At 53.3% G+C, this 17,919-nt stretch carries 12 protein-coding genes; 9 read left to right on the forward strand and 3 right to left on the reverse strand.

The window, feature by feature from the left end; genetic code table 11:
• The first annotated feature begins 121 nt into the window (after positions 1–121).
• A complete protein-coding gene (locus tag CSQ89_RS02820) occupies positions 122–1,711 on the forward strand; it encodes a DHA2 family efflux MFS transporter permease subunit (protein WP_099404677.1) in 1,590 nt (529 codons plus the stop codon).
• Positions 1,712–1,748: 37 nt separating this feature from the next.
• Positions 1,749–2,729 carry an L-threonylcarbamoyladenylate synthase gene (locus CSQ89_RS02825; RefSeq protein ID WP_099404678.1) on the forward strand — a complete coding sequence of 327 codons (981 nt, stop codon included), beginning with the start codon at positions 1,749–1,751 and terminating at the stop codon, positions 2,727–2,729.
• Here CSQ89_RS02825 and CSQ89_RS02830 read toward each other — a convergent pair.
• Positions 2,726–3,688, reverse strand: coding sequence for a LysR substrate-binding domain-containing protein (locus CSQ89_RS02830; RefSeq protein WP_099404679.1), 963 nt, complete (start codon positions 3,686–3,688; stop codon positions 2,726–2,728). The two genes, CSQ89_RS02825 and CSQ89_RS02830, sit on opposite strands and share 4 nt — an antisense overlap.
• Before the next feature lie 528 nt (positions 3,689–4,216).
• Here CSQ89_RS02830 and CSQ89_RS02835 point away from each other — a divergent pair.
• From CSQ89_RS02835 to hpnE, 5 genes are all read left to right on the forward strand, one after another.
• Positions 4,217–7,909 carry a hypothetical protein gene (locus CSQ89_RS02835; RefSeq protein ID WP_099404680.1) on the forward strand — a complete coding sequence of 1,231 codons (3,693 nt, stop codon included), beginning with the start codon at positions 4,217–4,219 and terminating at the stop codon, positions 7,907–7,909.
• Between the two features lie 331 nt (positions 7,910–8,240).
• Entirely contained in the window at positions 8,241–9,179 is a 939-nt protein-coding gene (locus tag CSQ89_RS02840; protein WP_099404681.1) for a DMT family transporter, read from the forward strand.
• A gap of 74 nt (positions 9,180–9,253) precedes the next feature.
• Positions 9,254–10,090, forward strand: coding sequence for a presqualene diphosphate synthase HpnD (hpnD, locus tag CSQ89_RS02845; protein WP_099404682.1), 837 nt, complete (start codon positions 9,254–9,256; stop codon positions 10,088–10,090).
• A gap of 10 nt (positions 10,091–10,100) precedes the next feature.
• Entirely contained in the window at positions 10,101–10,550 is a 450-nt protein-coding gene (locus CSQ89_RS02850) for a protein BatD (protein WP_139022902.1), read from the forward strand.
• Positions 10,550–11,836 (forward strand): hydroxysqualene dehydroxylase HpnE, encoded by a 1,287-nt coding sequence (gene hpnE / locus CSQ89_RS02855; RefSeq protein WP_139022901.1) that lies wholly within the window; start codon positions 10,550–10,552, stop codon positions 11,834–11,836. Before CSQ89_RS02850 ends, hpnE begins: the two co-directional genes overlap by 1 nt.
• A gap of 22 nt (positions 11,837–11,858) precedes the next feature.
• Here hpnE and CSQ89_RS02860 read toward each other — a convergent pair whose 3' ends face one another.
• Positions 11,859–12,137, reverse strand: a complete 279-nt coding sequence (locus CSQ89_RS02860) for a hypothetical protein (protein WP_099404684.1) — start codon at positions 12,135–12,137, stop codon at positions 11,859–11,861.
• A 210-nt stretch (positions 12,138–12,347) separates the two neighbouring features.
• Between CSQ89_RS02860 and CSQ89_RS02865 the strand changes: the two genes are divergently transcribed.
• Positions 12,348–12,917, forward strand: a complete 570-nt coding sequence (locus CSQ89_RS02865; RefSeq protein ID WP_099404685.1) for a GAF domain-containing protein — start codon at positions 12,348–12,350, stop codon at positions 12,915–12,917.
• Between the two features lie 114 nt (positions 12,918–13,031).
• Complete coding sequence (locus tag CSQ89_RS02870) at positions 13,032–14,759, forward strand: methyl-accepting chemotaxis protein (protein WP_099404686.1); 1,728 nt, start codon at positions 13,032–13,034, stop codon at positions 14,757–14,759.
• Positions 14,760–14,872: 113 nt separating this feature from the next.
• On the opposite strand, the gene CSQ89_RS02875 is transcribed toward CSQ89_RS02870, so the two are convergent.
• Positions 14,873–17,440: a DUF1631 family protein gene (locus CSQ89_RS02875; RefSeq protein ID WP_099404687.1), complete on the reverse strand. Its 2,568-nt coding sequence runs from the start codon at positions 17,438–17,440 to the stop codon at positions 14,873–14,875.
• Positions 17,441–17,919 lie beyond the last annotated feature (479 nt).

A 17,919-nucleotide genomic window follows, 5' to 3' on the forward strand; every position in this document is an offset into this window, starting at 1 on the left:
TCATTTACGCTTACGTAAACTTCGCCTCCTCCAGCGTTTTCGACTTATCTCGCTCAAGCTCTCGCGAGACTTTGAACAGGTTCTTAGCAAGTATTATGTTCGGCAACCATGATTGCGCGCTATGAAGCCCTTCCTCCCCAGCCTGCTACGCAGCAACAACCCCGATGCGATCTACCAAAATCGCTTCGTCATCGCCATGACCGTCACCCTGGCCTGCGTGCTGGAGTTACTCGACACCAGCATCGTCAACGTCGCCATCCCCCATATGATGGGCAGCCTGGGCGCAACCTTGGATGAAATCACCTGGGTCTCGATCGGCTATGTCGTCGCCAACGTCATCGTGCTGCCCATCTCCGGCTTTTTGGCCAATCAGTTTGGGCGGCGCAACTATCTGGCGCTGTCCATCCTGGTGTTCACCATCGCTTCATGGGCTTGCGGCAACGCGACCACGTTGGGCGAGCTGGTGTTCTGGCGCATCGTGCAGGGCCTGGGCGGCGGCGGCCTGATCGCCACAGCACAAGCCACCTTGTACGAAGTGTTTCCCGTCAAGGAAATGGCTACCGCCATGGCGATCTTCGGCATGGGCATCATGTTCGGCCCCTCGCTCGGCCCCACAGTAGGCGGCTGGATTACCGACACCTGGTCCTGGCCCTGGATCTTCTATATCAACCTGCCGCTGGGCGTTATCGCACTGCTGCTGGTATTGGTCTTCGTGCCCGACTCGGCCCACCGAAAAACCGTGGGCGCCATCGACTACATCGGTTTGATTCTGCTTGCCATCGGCATCGGTGCGCTGCAGCTGATGCTGGAGCGCGGCGAGCGCATGGAATGGTTTGAATCAGCGGAAATCATCACCTATACGGTCACCAGCATCCTGGCCCTCATCGGTTTCGTGATCCGCGAGCTGGAATTCGAACACCCCATAGTCAATCTGCGCATCATGAAGGACCTGCAGTTCTCTGCGGGTTTGATCTTCACCTTTTTCCTGGGTGCGGCACTGCTCTCCACCATCTTCCTCTTCCCGGTCTATGCCCAGACACTGATTGGATTTGATGCATTTCAAACCGGCATGATCATACTGCCATCTGCCTTGGCTGCCGCTTTCGCTATGCCGATTGCCGCCCAGTTGATGGCGCGGGGGGTGCCGGCCTATACCCTTATCGCCATCGGTGCCGGCCTCTTCTTGTATGCCATGTGGGGGCACCACCTACTCACCACTGAATCAGGCATGGCCGATTTCTTCTGGCCCCTGCTATTGCGCGGCCTCGGACTTGGTTTGATCTTCATGCCCTTGAACAACCTCACCCTGGCGCGCATCAAACCGATGGAGATCCCTAACGCCACCGGCCTGTACAACCTGGTGCGGCAACTTGGTGGCAGCGTGGGCATCGCCCTTTCGGCCACCCTGCTGAGCAAGTTTGAAGATATCAAGCGGTCTGGCCTCGTAGAACACTTAGCCAATGACAACACCGCGATGGCGCAACGCCTGGACATTTTCCGCCACCTGTTCGTACAAAAGGGAGAAGCTGCGGCGATGGCCACCCAGAAGGCCTATGCCGTCATCAATATGCAAGTCAACAAGCAAGCCATGATGCTGGCCTTCAGCGATTTGTACCTGCTGTTTGGCATCGCCATCATATTTATGTTGCCCCTGCTGTTCTGGATGCGTACTCCACCCAACATGTCGCAAGCTGGTGATATCGCCCACTGATTAGGTAGCCGATGTCACCGACAGTTAAAATAGCCCCATGCAAACCTCCTCCTCCCCTCTCGACCAAGCCCTCGCCTTGCTAAAAGCCGGTGAGTTGGTCGGCATTCCAACCGAAACCGTCTATGGGCTGGCCGCAGATGCCAGCCAGCCCGATGCTGTCGCCAAGATTTTCGCCATGAAGGGCAGACCCGCCGACCACCCTGTGATTGTGCATATTGCTGGGCGTGACCAACTTTCGGACTGGGCGCAAAACATTCCCGATGCTGCATGGAAACTGGCCGATGCCTTCTGGCCGGGCTCGTTGACGTTGATTCTGCAACGCAAAGCGCATGTGCCTGATGCTGTCACGGGTGGGCAGGATACGGTCGGTCTTCGTGCACCGGCCCATCCGCTGACACACGAACTGCTCCAGCGTTTTGGGGGTGGTCTTGCCGCGCCTTCGGCCAACCAATTCGGCCACGTCAGCCCTACCACGGCACAGCATGTATTCAATGAGTTTGGTGAAAAGCTGGGTTTGATATTGGATGGTGGCCCCTGCCAGGTTGGCGTGGAATCGACCATCGTCGGCCTGACGAGCGAACACCCTACCCTGCTGCGCCCGGGTGGCGTCCCCGCCGAGGCGATTGAAGCCGTGCTGGGCGTAAAGCTGATCCATCACGAAAAACCCAGTACTGCCAACCTGCGCGTCTCGGGCTTGCTCGACTCGCACTATGCACCGCGTACGCCTTTGTTGGTGGGCCCATTGGGTGCATTGGAAAACGAAGCTACTCGGCGGCTCGAAACCGGCGAACGCATCGCCTTGCTACATCGTTCGCACATGCTAAAAGCAGTGCATGGCGTGACAGCGCATGCGATGCCAATGATGGCCGAGCCCTATGCTCGCGATTTGTACGCCACGCTGCGTCAGTTCGATAACGGCCAGTTTGACGTCCTGCTGCTGGAAACACCACCGCAAGAAGCCAATTGGCTGGCCGTAAACGATCGGGTCAAACGCGCCGCAAGCGGCTGGTTGGGTTAGTCCAGGCCGCTCAGAAATGCCGCCAGCTCGCGTACCGTGGTTGGCTGGCTTTCCCAAGGGCGCAAGCATAGCTTCAATTCGCGCCCAGCCCATTCGTCACTCAGCGGCACCAAAGCCAAGCCCATGGTGTCGCGGTAATCCAACCCCGTGCTTTCAGGCACGACTGCAGCCCCCACGCCACTGGCTACCAACCGGGCAATCGCAGCAAAGCTGGGCGCACGAGCGCGAATGTGTAGATCAACACCGGCAAGGCTGGCCATCTTCTTTAAGAAGCCCTGCATCGCGCTCGCTTCAGGCAAACCCACCAAATCATGCTGGGTAAGTTCACGAAAGCTGACTACCGCCTGTTGCGCCAATGCATGTTGCGGCGCGACCAATACGGCCAACCGATAATGCCTCATCGGCAACGTCAGCAAACCCGGCGGCTCAAAACCACTGTCAATGACACCCAAGTCTGCTTCGCCACGTTCCACAGCCAGAGTCACCTCACGGCTGGGGCACTCCACCAGGGCCACATTCACGTAGGGCCGATCAACCAGGAATCGACCCAACAAGCCAGGCAACACCGTACTGTTGGCTGTGGTATTGGCGTAGAGACGCAAGGACTCTTGCTGTTCGCCATTGAGGCAATTCATCGCCTGCTGGGCATCCTGCGCAGCTCGCAGTATCCGCTGTGCATGTTCAAGCAATGTCTCGCCTGCTGGTGTAAGCCGCACACCGCCCGCGTGGCGGGTAAAGAGGTGCAAACCCAGCCTATGCTCCAGTTGCCGCAACCGACTACTGGCGGCCGATAGCGCCAAAGGCAAGCTGGCCGCACCTTTTGAAAGCGAACCTGCTGTAGCCACAGCAGCAAAGAGCTTCAGATCGGGCAGATCAAACCGAATAGGTTTCGTCATTGGCGAAGGCTTGTCGATGGATTTCAGTGGGTCGCCGTCTAGCTTCGCGTTCTTTAGTCGCATGGTGGAGTCTGGGCCAGAAAGTAGTCACTAAATTGTGCTTAGAACCTGTCTAAAGTCTGCTGCGCGTCGGCAATATGGCGTTGAAAACACCCTCGGAATGCTCATTTACCACTTGTAAACTCTGCTTCCTCGGCTGTTTTCGCCTTATCTTGCCTTAGCTCGCGAGACTTTAGACAGGTTCTTAGAGAGGGGTGACTTCTAAAGCCCTATCGAATACCTACAGAACAATGTGTATTTCTTATACCTATTGGCAAAATTTGAAAGATGCCTATTTCGATTAATTATATGTTCTAAATCATCTCTGGGTCGAAACGTCAACAAATCCCAGGATTTCTGCTGGCAATAGGAAAACGCTATGCACACCAAGCCAAGCACACAACCGTATCGCTTCAATGCGCTGCATAAAGAATACCCTACCGGGTGACTAATTGTATTTGAAGTTAATTAAGTGGAAGGGGCAAAGTCATTATGACAAAGTCCTTTTCACCCCGACTACAAGTTGCAGCCACTTTATGCATTGGAAATAAAATGACCCAATCTATCGTTTATAGCAATAATCCCATCAATTATAGAAATTACCCTACAACGACAGAAACTGAGCAGCCGAAATCCTCAGGCATAGAAGAAGATGGATCGAATATCCTGGAAGAATCCAAACAGAATAACCAGAACATCAGCTCTGCTGCATCATATACGCCAATAGCATCACCTCTGTTGGCCACTTCAAAATGGGACACAGATATTCATGCTGAGAGCAAAAATATAGCAAGCATTGCATCACGTTTAGATTTCTTGTCTGATTTATCAATCAGAAAATTAGACAAGTTGACATTCCCACAGCGATTAAAAGAGTTAGATATTTGGAAAGGTATTTTAGGGACAGGACTACGTGCAGATAAGAACACAGAGATCACCACACTAAACGCAGCAGTGGTGAAATATAATGCAGCCGTATCAAATTCAATCTCTCAACTAGGTGCACTTAAAGATCTGAATGATATAGGCATTTCAAATCAAAGCGCATTCAATCTTATTGTCAAGGCAGAGAAAAGCCTACATCTATTGCTGCAAGATTTGGACAATGTAGACAATAATAACAAATTATTGGCCCATAATAATATTGCGCTTAACTACAAAAATCAAAAAAATGATTCTGCATTTATAACTGCAATCATACCCGACTTGCGTGATAGTGTTGTTCAACTCCAAGAGGCTGTAAAGGAAATCGAGTTAGCCGAACAAGGTACTCGCAGTCAGCTGCGTACAGCCATTGCTCACCTAAAAGAAGAGGTATCACAACAATGCCCCAAATTATTAGGCAATGACTTACTATGGTTGCATCAACTGAGGTGCGAGCTATCTCACGACAGTGACGTACCTAAAGCGCTAGAGCGTCTCATGAAGAATGGGGTGCCATTTCCAAAAGATATCAATGTAACCATTGAATTGCTGAATGCATTTCATCCGTTATCTAGTCTTCCATCCAATATGCCTGAGCCACCTCCGTCGCTTGAGACATTTAAAAAAGATCAAGAAAAGTCGTTGTCTATCGATACAGGTGAATATTATAGTCAATTAACGGATAATTATCATGATCTGCAGAATAGTAAGCTGGGCACGGCATATCTTGATGTACTAGCTGCTGGAGGAGAAAGAGTACTTGCAAAGTTAAACGAAGAAATTTCGTCGAATAAAGATTCGGTTACCTACAAGAAGGCGGAGTTGAATAGAAATACACTGGTGCAGCAGTTAGAACAATATTATCGTTTGATGCGAGTCGATGCTGTAAATGGCCATGAAAATTTCATTTTTAGCATAGACAATATTGAAGTAAAGGAAGCGATTTCTCAATCCGTTGATCTTGCTCGACAGTATGCTGAAAACTATCAACAGTATGGGCAAGTCGATTTTACGGATGGTCATCTTATGCTGTTAGCCAGAACTTCCGAACTGGTTAAAAAGCACGACATACTATCTTTTGAAGAAGAGAATTTCGAACCCAATAACCTTGATTTACAAGACGGCGCATTAGACCAATTTTCTGCGTTAGAAAAATCTAGTGATACTATTAATTTGATACGGTTACGTTTACAGGCACGGGAATGCTTGCAGGCACAGCAAAAGCTGCTTGATCAGCATGTCATTCCAGAAGATACAGTCGACCCGAGGAAGGATTTATCTTCTCTAATCAACCAGAATCCTGCATTCTTGACTGAGCGGTTTGAGCTAGTAGCTAATTATAACCAAGCGTTGAGTGGCGTTATTAAACGCTTAGACGACAAAGATCAAAGCATATCAGTTGACAAGCTAATCAACCCATTACAAATGGCATTAAAGATGGGGCAGGCTGAACAGGCTATATTGAAGCAGATTTTAATTGCCTCGAATGATTTGACTCTAGTGAGGGAGTTAAAAACAAGCGCTACGCTACAGGATGAGCAAAACAAAAAGGTAGATCAGGCCAAAATAAGTGCTCAGTCGCAAATCATCCAAGGCTTATCGACCACCAATCACGAAATGTACCAACTTCGAGTCAAAGTACTAAAAGACAACACCGATAAAATTCGTGAATTGTCAAAAGAGGAATATAAGCGTGGAGACTTAATAGACCAACTCAACTGTGAGTTTCAAGTAGGATTGCTAGCTTTGCAACGAGAAGAGCAACGCGCAATGTCTGGTTATGGGTATCCAGAGCAGGCTAGTTGGTCGGCGTGGCTGGAAAGCAAGCTGCCTGCACGCAGCTGGTGGTCTAGCAGCTACCGTGAGTCACCACAGGAATTAATCCTGGCTCATCAATTGGCATTACAAGGCATGACAATTAAAGATGCCTACGAACAATTAGGTAGCGTGCTGAAAGGATACACATCTAAGCCCGTGGGTACGTTATTGGAAGAATTGGGATTTAGCCCAAATCAATTAAAGGTATGGGCTACTTCACATCCTAGTGAGATGCAGGCACTAAGTGAAAATCTGACCCATTCATTTGGCTTATTGACTAATGTAGGTGCTGGATTTAGCACGCAAGTTAAGGAGGTATTTTCAACAGCGTGGAGCCGTGGTTCTACTGCAAACTTGATTAACGATGCACTATCCGGAACTCGTACACCTATAGTAGGCGTTAAAGAAATAACGCCTATGCCACCCGCCATGGTGGCATTGCTACACTTTGCGGGTTATGCCCCTTATATTGCTGGAACGGTCAACGGGATAACTAGTATAAGTGCAGCGGGTACGCTGGGTAACGTCATTAGCGGCGCTTTGGGAGTGAATTCCGTCGCCGCATTGGCAATTCAGGGGGTTTTTGGAATGGCGCAAACGCATACTGAAATACAATTTTCAGAGGTGCTCAAAAAACATCGCGATATGGAAGTTCTGATTTCCGCCTTGTTGGGCACATCTAATGAGCAATCCCCTGGCATAATTGATCGATTGAAGAAGGCTTCACAATATATATTGCAGCGCCAAGCAATTCGCGAAGTAGGCACGATAGTGCGAGATACCTATGAAGCAGGGAAATTAGGTGCTCTTCAGCGTTATCGGAACGAACTTGCTTTGTGGTGGAGTAAGTCGTCGCCGCTAGACAAAGTGAAGCTTGTCGCGATTACAGCGGTGTCAACACTGGCAGTGGGGGCTATAGCTGGTGCTACAGTTGGATTTATTATAGGAACGGGTGGGGCTGGCCTAATTGCCATTGGTGTCATCGCTTTACTCGCAATTGGAGTGACGACGCCTTTTGCTACCCGTCCTCTTTGGAGTTTATTAGCGCCCTATCTCAACATCTCAGTAGACCCTAATGAAATTCATAAGGAACTGAATACACATCGATTAGAAAGCGCATTAATCGAGGCGAGAAAAAATTTGGATTGGAAACTAGCGCAGCAGCCTGTTGTCTTGACCAATCTGAATGCTGAAGAATCAAACATTCTTGAGCGAAGCCAGCATGAACTGCGTAAGGAAGCGATAAAAGCAGTAACCAGTGAGTTACAGGCAGAATTAATTCGATTAAACAATTCAGGCACTGAGATAACAAGGGACCAGATTGAAGATGCGGCAAATAGAATCATGTCCGAAAATAATCGAACTACGGTAATAAAGTTATTAGAAAAAAGCCGGGAAGAATGGATAGATAAAACTGATTACTCCGGCGATAGACGTGATTTAGCAGAGGTAGCAGAGAAAATTGACAAAGCTATTGTTCTGGCTTTGCAAGCCAATGAGTAGGTACCGCAAGCCACAGCGCTATCTGTCACTTAAGGATTACATAAAAAATAGGGACTACCAGCCACTACAACTCGGACAATTGCAGCAAAACGCGTGGCTCGGCTGCAAATACGCAGATTAAGGCCTGTCACTGCCCCCAAACAACGCAGCAGCGCCATTCAAAAAGCGGCTCAGCGAAGGGCACAGCCACAAAAAGCTTCCGTCAGCCAAGTCAAAACAAAGAGGGTTCGTCATTTGCGAAGGCTAATCAAGGAATAAAGCATTCTCATATCGTGTCTGAATCACGACAATAGCGGCATATACCAAGGCATTGACGAAGATATCGAAACCCATGGCTGCCTCAACCCCTAATACTAGCTCCTTCGTAAAACCAGAAGTCTTGGCTTGGCTACTGGATGGCCGTAATGCGGCGCTGCTAGCTGCTGCGGGTTTCTCGCTGAAAGCGATTTTCGTCAAACTCGCCTATGCGGCGGGTCCTGTCGATGCCATCACCCTCTTGGCACTGCGTATGTTGCTCGCGCTGCCTGCTTTTATCTGGTTGATCCACAAAGCCGGCGGTGAACCACTATCACGACGTGATTGGCTTGGCATGATGGTGCTTGGCATGGTGGGCTACTACCTCTCCAGCCTGTTCGACTTCCTCGGCCTGCAGACCATTACCGCCGGGTTGGAGAGGCTCATCCTGTTCACCTACCCCACACTGGTATTGCTGCTGGAATCTGCCTGGTATCGCAAACCTATCAGCGGCAAGCTATGGGTAGGTATGGTCCTCACCTATCTGGGCCTGCTCGCCGCTTTTTGGCATGACCTCGTTCATACCGAAGCCAGCATGGCAGTGTTGATCGGTGCAGGCTGGGTATTCCTCTCCAGCCTTACCTTCTCTGCCTACTACCTGGGCACCGGTCGATACGTGAAGCAGCTCGGGTCTATGCGGCTTGCCGGGCTGGCAGGTGCCATGGCCAGCGGTTTTGTGTTGGGGCATTTTCTGCTTGTCCGTCCCGTCAGCAGCCTGATGACCTTACCACTGGCTGTCTGGGGCTGGGCATTGGCCATGGCACTGTTTTCGACAGTGCTGCCCATCTGGTTGGCTGCCCGTGCAGTAGCGCTGCTGGGGGCTGGTAAGGCTGCAGCCATGGGCACCATCGGCCCTGTGCTGACCATCGTCTTCGGTTGGATGATTCTTGCAGAACCGTTCTCCTGGGCGCAGTTGTTGGGCTTGGGATTGGTGATCAGCGGAGTCAGCTGGATCAGTCACAGCAAATCCACCTAGGTAAATCGGGCCCATATAGCCACGGAAACGTTACAATTACGCCGTTCCCGTCTGCTGTAAACCAGAGGCCCAACTTGACGCCCGATCAATACTGCGAAGACAAGGCCGCCCAGAGCGGCTCCAGCTTCTATTACAGCTTCCGCTTCCTACCACTGGAAACACGCCGCGCCATTACCGCGCTCTACGCCTTTTGCCGTGAGGTAGACGATGTGGTGGACGAAACCCACGATGAAAATGTGGCGCGCACCACACTCAACTGGTGGCGCAGTGAAGTAGGCAACCTGTACGCCGGCACGCCCCAACACCCGGTGACACGCGCCTTGCAGCCACACGTGGCGCGTTTACAATTGCCGCGCGAGCAGTTGCTGCAAATCATCGACGGCATGGAGATGGACCTCACCCAAGCACGCTACAACAGTTTTAAGGATTTGCAGGAATATTGCTATCTCGTCGCGTCGGTAGTGGGGCTGTTATCGGCGCGTATTTTCGGTGTGAGTGACGATAAAACCTACGTGTATGCCGAAAAGCTGGGGCTGGCGTTCCAACTCACCAATATCATCCGCGATGTTGGTGAGGATGCCCGCCGTGGCCGCATCTACCTGCCAGTGGACGAACTGCAACGCTTCAATGTGCCCGCCGCCGATATCCAGCACTACCGCGAAAGCGACAACTTCAAGTCACTGATGGCATTTCAGATTGAACGCGCAGAAGGTTATTACCAAGAGGCGCTTGCCATACTACCCCGACCCGACCGTAAACATCAGCGCGCCGGCCTTGTCATGGCCGCCATCTACCGCGCCACCCTAGAAGAAATCAAGGCCGATGGCCCTGGCAAAGTGCTGAATCAGCGACTAAGCCTGACCCCTATCCGCAAACTGTGGCTGGCCTGGAAAACCTGGTGGTTCGCCTAGGCTGATGCCCATGGACAAACTCCCCTTCTCGCCTTGGTTCCTGTTCTTTGCCGTGCTGGTTATTTTCGCCATCATTGCTGTCAGCTGGCAGGAAATGCGGCGTGCCGATCGTATTGCAGTGCGGCGGCGTAAGATGCGCCAAGCGCTGGAAACCTTCCGCATCGCTCGCAACTATGAGCGGGGGGATGGGTCGAGCGAGTTGTTCCTCTATAGCGCCGAGAATTCGAAGCGCCTATTGGAGTTAGAAAACCATATTATCAAGTACGGCAATGGCTCGGCATCCTGGCTGTTTTTCATGCCAGAACGACGCTTGTTCTTTATTCTGGAACTCGTCGCCATCGAGCCGGACGGCGACTTGCATTTCATCACCACGTTGCACCCCATCAAACCCGACCGGGCACGACAGGTGCTGGCACGCTACCCCGAGCTATACCGGGAAATTTTCCGGGAAGAAATCTAGTGCGTGTCGCTGTTATCGGCGGCGGCTACGCCGGCATGGCCGCTGCCATGGAGCTGGCGCTGGCCGGCCGACAAGTCGAAGTATTTGAAGCTGGCCCGGTTCTGGGCGGCCGAGCCAGACGTATCGAAGTGGAAGGCCTGGTGCTAGACAATGGTCAACACATGGCGATTGGCGCATACCGCGAACTATTACGGTTATTGCATCTAGCCGGTGTTGCCGAACAGGACGTGTTTGCCCGCCTCCCTATGGAGCTGGATGTATTCGAAGGGCCAAAACGCACCATGCGACTGGCTTGCCCAAGACTGCCGGCGCCTATGCATACCATGGTCGGGCTATGCTGCGCGCAAGGGCTGAGCTGGGCAGAACGCTGGGCTGCGGTGCGGCTCATGGGCAAGGCCCGGTTGAATGGCTGGCGGCTGGCGCAAGACCAAAGCGTGGCCCAATGGCTGGCGGCGAACCGGCAACCGAAAATACTGGTGCGCTGTCTGTGGGAACCCCTGACCCTGGCCGCGCTTAATACCCCCATCGCCGCCGCCAGCGCTCAGGTGCTGCTCAATGTACTGCGCGATAGCTTGGCAGCCAGCCGAGCTGCCAGTGACTTCCTGCTGCCGCGCGTGGATTTGTCCACCGTTTTCCCAGACGCCGCAGCACGCTACCTGCGCCAGCTGGGCGGCAAAGTCCATACCGGAGCCATGATCAAACAACTGCAAAAGACGAATGCCGGCTGGCAGCTTGACCGCAGCACGCTCCCTTTCCAGCAGGTTGTCATCGCCCTTCCCCCGCATCGGCTGGGCATGTTGGCCGATGGCATTGCCGCACTGGCCACGCCATTGGCCCAGCTGGCAAACTGGGCATGGCAGCCTATATATACGGTCTATCTGCGCTACCCAGCCGGCACGCACCTACCCAAGCCCATGCTGGGCATGGCAGGAAGCACCACACAATGGTTATTCGACCGTGGTCTGCTCTGTGGCCAGGATGGCCTGATGGCGGCCGTCGTGAGTGCAGAAGGGCCACACGAGGCATGGTCGCAGGATGTATTGGCGACCACGGTTGCGCAAGAGATTCAACGCAGCTTGCCAAACCTGCCTGCCCCGCTATGGCACCGGGTAATTGCAGAAAAACGCGCCACTTTCGCGTGCTACCCCAATCTGCAACGCCCCGGAAACACCACCAGCGACCCGACCCTGTGGCTGGCTGGCGACTACACCGCCAGTGATTACCCTGCTACCTTGGAAGGGGCCATACGCAGCGGCATGGCTGCCGCACATGGCATATTGAGCTAGCCGCCGCGATAGCAGCGGGACATCAGAGCTCGTCCTCCAACGACGGTGTATCCGTACAGAAGCGGATATTCACCTGAGGCGCACCCACTTTACCCACCACGGCCTGCAGCTGCTCGTTCAATACCTGCACCCGGTCCCAGATAACGTGGTCAAGCCGTGCCTTGTGATTCATAGCGCGCACTACCGGCACCAAGCCTGTATCGAAACTTTGCGCCAAGGCACGCAAGGTAGCTGCGAACTCACTCAAGTCGGGCGGCGCCAAATTCACCGTCGTCTGCTGGGCAGCCAATACCTCACCCAAGGAGATTAAGCCTCAGCGATATCCAACCTGATGTCGATCCACGGCTTGAGCAGACCCTTCCAAAGACCGCATTGATACGGCGCGAACCACACCCGCGGTCTACTATTCCAAGTACACAAAAGTTACGGCATGCGGGGTTTGTACGGTGCCAGGTAAGCCCTCCCTCGTACACAAAAGCATTGCCAAGCGATAGTTGCCAGGAGGAAAGCCATGCCCAAAGCCCAAGCCAACACGGAGCGGTTAAAGCAAATTGTCGAAACCCAGTCGGCCATCACCCAAGCGGACCAGGATCTCGACCAATTCATGGAGCTCGTCTCCAATACGGTGCAGGAACTAACGGGTGCCAGCGGTGCGGTAGTAGAGTTGGTCGAGGAAGATGTCATGGTGTATCGCTGTGCAACCGGTGTCGTTGCACCTCACGTGGGTGTACGGCTCAAGCGTAAGGGGAGCTTATCTGGGCTCTGCGTTGCAACAGCCCAGGTATTGCGGTGCGACAATGCCGACTCCGACCCTCGCGTGGATAAGGAAGCGTGCAAGCGTGTCGGTGTTGGCTCGATGGTCTGCGCACCACTTTTTCAGATGGGCCAAGCGGTCGGAGTACTGAAAGTCGTCTCGGGCAATACCAACGTTTTCGATGACGAAGACGTTCAAATGCTCACGCTGTTGAGTGGCATGCTGGGCGCCGCACTGGGGAAGCAATTGGCATTCGATGCGCTGCGTCAGGCCGAAACACGTATGCGCGCGCTACTGGACAATGCCCGGGTGCCCCATCGCCAGTAAGTACCCTATTGCGTGGTACGGCATCAGTCCGTGGATTTCCGAATTTGCAGTCCCGGCTTGCATAAAGCAGCTGTAGTTCACAAAAGCAAAACGAAGCCGGTCGGAGGAAAAAGCATGCGCTGGACCGTAGGACACAAGATATCGCTCGGCTACCTGATCGCCATGATATTGCTGATCACCATCAGCCTGCCGGCCTATCTCAATCTGACGTATCTGCTTGAAGCCAAGCAACTGGCTGATCGCACGCTCGCGGTGATAAGCCGGATAGATGACTTGGAATCACTCATCAAGGATGCGGAAACTGGCCAGCGCGGTTTTTTGCTTACCGGGGACACCAGCTACCTTGCGCCCTATTTGCAAGCTGCCCAGAAGATTGACGGCGCATTGCTGAAATTCCTCGCTATCGAGAGGAACAACGCCGTACCGCCACAACGGCTGGAACTGTTGCGGCAAGCTATCGGTTCCAAACTTGCGGAATTGCAGGAAACGGTAGCCATCCGCCAGAAGAACGGCCTGCAACCGGCGCTCGCAATCGTGCTGACCAACAGGGGAAAGCGCGATATGGATACCATACGCAGCGTGATAAGCGCCTTGAAAGCGGATGAAGTGATGCGCAGCCAGGCGCTCAGTGCAGCGGTCCAACTAAGCATCCAAACAACACGACAGATCATGCTGTTTGGTCTTCCATTTGCGGTATTGGTGATGTTCCTCGCCGCCTGGCTGATCACCCGGAACATCGCCCATCCGTTACAAGAACTGGCAACCGCGGCGCGTCGTATCGCCGTAGGCGACCTTTCGGTGTCACTAAACATCGGGCCACGCCAGGACGAGCTGGGCATACTGTGCCATGTTTTCGCCGAGATGGTTGCCTCCCTGCGTGGCAAGGCATCAACCGCGGCTGCGATCTCGCGCGGCGAATTGAATATCCAACCCAGCCTGCTGTCGTCTGAAGATGAACTGGGCCTCGCTTTTGTCGCCATGGTAGAGAACCTGAAGGGGACCGTCGCCAATTTGCGTTCAGGCAGTATGATCATGAGCGAAGTCGCTTCAACCGTATCACTCGTCACCGAGCAGGTTGTCGGTACTGCCGACGAAACGGCTTCGGCAACGCTGCAGCTCTCCACCACTGTGGATGAGCTGCGCCAAACCACGGAAATAACCTCCAAGCGAATGGAAGACGTCTCTTACCGTTCTGCGATGTCAACCGAAGCAGCGCAGCAAGGCAAGGCGGCAGTGCATGATGCTTCCGCCAGCATGTATGAGGTACAGAGTTGCATGGCAGTGCTGGCTGATCGCACGGCGAAACTGACAGAAAGGAGTTTGTCCATCGGCGAGATCGCCAGTGCCGTGAATCACCTTGCCGAACAATCTGCCATTCTATCCGTGAATGCCAGCCTGGAAGCAGCACACGCCAATGAGCATGGTCTAGGCTTCGCCGCTGTCGCCGCCGAGATACGCAGTCTTGCTAGTCAATCCAAACAGGCGGTACAGACCGTGCGGACGATTCTTGCCGAGATGCAGCGACTGATTGCTGGCCTGGTTGATGCGGCGGAACAGAGCAACCTAGCCATTACCCGCGGCGTTAACCGCTCGGAAGCTGCAAGCGTAGCCCTGACACGCATAGCGGAAGTCGTCGAGTCCAATACTGGAACTGCGAAGGAAGTAGCAGTCCATGCCATGCAGCAGGCAACGGGGATCGCCCAGATTGCAGTGACGATCCACCAGATCAAGGTAGCGGCCAGCGACAACCTCCTCAACATGCGGAACATCAAGCTGGCAACCGGTGAGCTTGAGCGGGCGAGCCTGGGCCTGCGGGGTCAGATCGCAGCGTTTAAAACCTGACCGGCCTCACTCTACGACCGACGGCAAATGGGTGGGGAGAGTGGGCATCAACTATCCCGGGTACCCTGCCATTCCAAGGATAAGATGGAACCATCCATCTGCCGACTGAATACCTAGGCAGCCATGCCCAACTTGACCGCAGTTTGCGGGTCCAAGCTATCCAGCCGATCGGCCGAGTGGAGCAAGGATTGCACCGCTCGCTCAAACAACGGTTCGGCTTCCAGAAAGTGGGCGCGTCCATTTTCCAGCAAGCGCTGAAACAATCGCACACTCAATGCCGAAGGTTTGTCATCGCCATCGATACTCAGGACAAGGCTTGAAGCAGTCGGGCTGATCCAGTTGAGGTGGGCGCGGCTTGGTTTGCCGTTCAAGTTGATTTCGATTGCAACACCACTGCGTAGCTGTGCCAACACCTGCTGGGTGCCAGTCTCGGCACGCTCCAACTTGCCGCGGTCCGCTTCATCTTCAACAAACAGCGGTGGCTCCTCAATTGCCGGGCTATCCCCTACCGCCAGGACGCGATCAATCAAATTCAACTCGGCTTCGATCTCGTAGATTGCCTCATCCAGCATGTGTCGATTCAGGCCATGGGGCTGGTTGGGCTTGATAAAGGCAACCGTCTCCTGGCCGCCAATGAAATCGCGGAAACGGGCGCGCATATCGGCAAGGGATGGGACGGCAAAGGCTACCGACGTAGCGCTTAATGCATGCGTGTGCGAATCCATCAGCCATGCAAGCAATTCCTGCTTCTGCTCCGCCGTCCAGGCCGTCATGGCCAACCCCTCGCGCAACAAGCCAAGCATCAATGGTATATGCGCCAAAAATTGGCTTCGTTCCTCCTTGCTGACCTTAGGCACAATGCTCCAGATCAGATCCGGCACCAATTCACGATAACGTTTAGCTTTTGCCGCATCCTGCCGGTCTACGCGCTCAATCGCCTGGGCCCAACCATTCACCAGAAAGTCATGCAGATACGGGTCCAAAATCAAGCCGGACAGCGCTTCGGCAATCGCCGCCGTGGTACGCGCAAATCGCAACGTATTGCTTTCAGCGCTCTCCAATACCCGCACGGCACGCTCTACCTGCTCATCCGCCGCCCGTAATTCATGCGCAATAAAGGCATCGAATTCATCCAGCATTTGTGAAAACAACGCAGGCTGAATATCGGCAGTGCCCAGAAGCTGTTCAATAATGCGCTGGATTTCGGCAATGAAACGTTCGCCATGTGCGCCAGACTGTTGCAAACCCAAAGAAATAGAACCAATCCGGTTGACCAACATCCGAGCTGGATGGTGCTTCTGGGTAAGCAAGGTCGGGTCCTGCAACGCAAGCTTCAGCACCAGAAACTGCAACCGCCCTAACTGCGCACGTACTTCCGCTGGCACTTGACCATCCCGCAGGATGAATTCAAATAACATGGCCACGATGTCGATGGTCATTTCCTCACTGACATCGCTCGTCTTCTCGCCTAGATCGGGACGTTGCTCCAAGATGAGATTGCGCAGACTGCCATCGGCGGTTTGCATATCGCCCGCACTGGGAATGCTTTCCTGCAGATGCTGTACTGATCGCGCCAGCAAGCTATTGATGGGTGTAGCCCGTACCGGTGACGCAGGCGAAAAAAACTGTCGTAGCGTCGTACCCACCGCCTCAAACCCGGACAACCATGCCCCCAAGCCATGCTCGCCCATACTGACGGGGCCATCTCGATTGGTTGCTGAAGAAGCCACATACCCACCCAATTGCGCATCGGTCAGCGGTATCTCCTCTGCACCGGCGGTGCTCTGACGCAACCAGTCCAATATCTGCCCCGCCCGACCCGCCCCACGCGCAGCGGCTGTACTGGGCATAGATGCAGGCGGCTGCGGTATGAAGTTATGCAAAGGCATATCAGCTGAGGCCTGCACGGTGTGCCGATCGGTGGGCATAACCCCTGCAGCGCTTGTTACCGCAGCATCAACCACATCATTAAAGCCAGCATTTGCCGCCAACTCCCGGGCCTGGAAAACACCGGTCGAATGCGGCGATGGTTCGCGCTTGATTGCCATGCGTAATTGCGCGGCAATACCGTGCTCGGCCAGCAATGCATTTAACCGTGCGTAGATGGCAATGACTTTTTCCGTCAGATCATCGCGAAATTGCTCGACCAGGGTATCGCCCAACTCTTGGACAATGCCCAGCTGCTCGACCATATTGATCATGCAGCGCGAAAATAAATACGGGCGGAAAGGATTTTCGCGCTCCTTGATATCATCCTGCTCAAACAATATGGCAACGCGGATATTCAAGTCGCGCAACTGTTCATCGGCCGCATTGCGATAGCGTACGGTGATGTCATCCACCTTCAGCTCGCCTTCGAAGGCAGAGGCATCAACCAAGCTAAGCGTACCGGTGGCGTCATGCCCGGCCGGAAAGTGGGGACGAAACGTGCTGTAAGCCGTACGAAAACTACGGTTAAGCAACTGTTCCATGCAATTGCTTGCGCTTCGAATTAACTCGTCGCTGCGATTTTGCAATATGGCACGCGCATCCAGCAGACGGCGCTGATCGCGCGAGGAGGCAGAATGATCTGCCCGATAAAACATGCGCTCTACACACTGCGGCACGAGCTCCGCAAACGCTTTGGAAAAAGCATTCAGGAACTCGATACGGGTTGCGGTTAATAAATCATTGCGATCCATCGCCACATCCTTGCAGACATATTGATAAACCGGCGCTCTTAAAAAATAAGAGCGCCGGCTGAACTACCTATCCAATAATAAACTTCCAAAGAAAAACTGCGCTGTTCAGTACAAGGAAATCAGCAGATTTGACGCGATCAGAAAGATGCCTGTTGAATAAATGACTTGCTGGGTAGCGTTTAGCAACCTGTATGCGCAAGACCTTGCAACCCACAAAGCGGACCAAGCTGGGCTTGTCTGCAGGGCTGCGCATTGTAGTAGGCGAGTCGGAGTCAGGCATCCCTCAAATGGTGTATACCACTTTAATTATTTAGCCAAATATTTATTCAGCATTTCCCGGCGCTGATATCAATAACTGATGTTACGCAGTAGCTGCGAGAAGCAGCTGTAACTGATCATAAGCCGCGCGGGAGGCGTTGATCAGTAACTTGCGGCAAAGTGCGAATGGGTTCTTCTGCGTCTTGATGCTCAGGCATTCA

This window comes from Chitinimonas sp. BJB300 (assembly GCF_002735695.1).
In the GTDB taxonomy this organism is placed as follows: domain Bacteria; phylum Pseudomonadota; class Gammaproteobacteria; order Burkholderiales; family Chitinimonadaceae; genus Chitinimonas.

What these genes read in the sequence shown, in the direction of transcription:
- CSQ89_RS02835 (WP_099404680.1), top strand. Translation starts at nt 4,217, where the DNA reads ATGACCCAATCTATCGTTTATAGCAATAATCCCATCAATTATAGAAAT.
- CSQ89_RS02825 (WP_099404678.1), top strand. Translation starts at nt 1,749, where the DNA reads ATGCAAACCTCCTCCTCCCCTCTCGACCAAGCCCTCGCCTTGCTAAAA.
- CSQ89_RS02850 (WP_139022902.1), top strand. Translation starts at nt 10,101, where the DNA reads ATGGACAAACTCCCCTTCTCGCCTTGGTTCCTGTTCTTTGCCGTGCTG.
- CSQ89_RS02875 (WP_099404687.1), bottom strand. Translation starts at nt 17,440, where the DNA reads ATGGATCGCAATGATTTATTAACCGCAACCCGTATCGAGTTCCTGAAT.
- CSQ89_RS02820 (WP_099404677.1), top strand. Translation starts at nt 122, where the DNA reads ATGAAGCCCTTCCTCCCCAGCCTGCTACGCAGCAACAACCCCGATGCG.
- CSQ89_RS02870 (WP_099404686.1), top strand. Translation starts at nt 13,032, where the DNA reads ATGCGCTGGACCGTAGGACACAAGATATCGCTCGGCTACCTGATCGCC.
- CSQ89_RS02830 (WP_099404679.1), bottom strand. Translation starts at nt 3,688, where the DNA reads ATGCGACTAAAGAACGCGAAGCTAGACGGCGACCCACTGAAATCCATC.
- CSQ89_RS02840 (WP_099404681.1), top strand. Translation starts at nt 8,241, where the DNA reads ATGGCTGCCTCAACCCCTAATACTAGCTCCTTCGTAAAACCAGAAGTC.
- CSQ89_RS02865 (WP_099404685.1), top strand. Translation starts at nt 12,348, where the DNA reads ATGCCCAAAGCCCAAGCCAACACGGAGCGGTTAAAGCAAATTGTCGAA.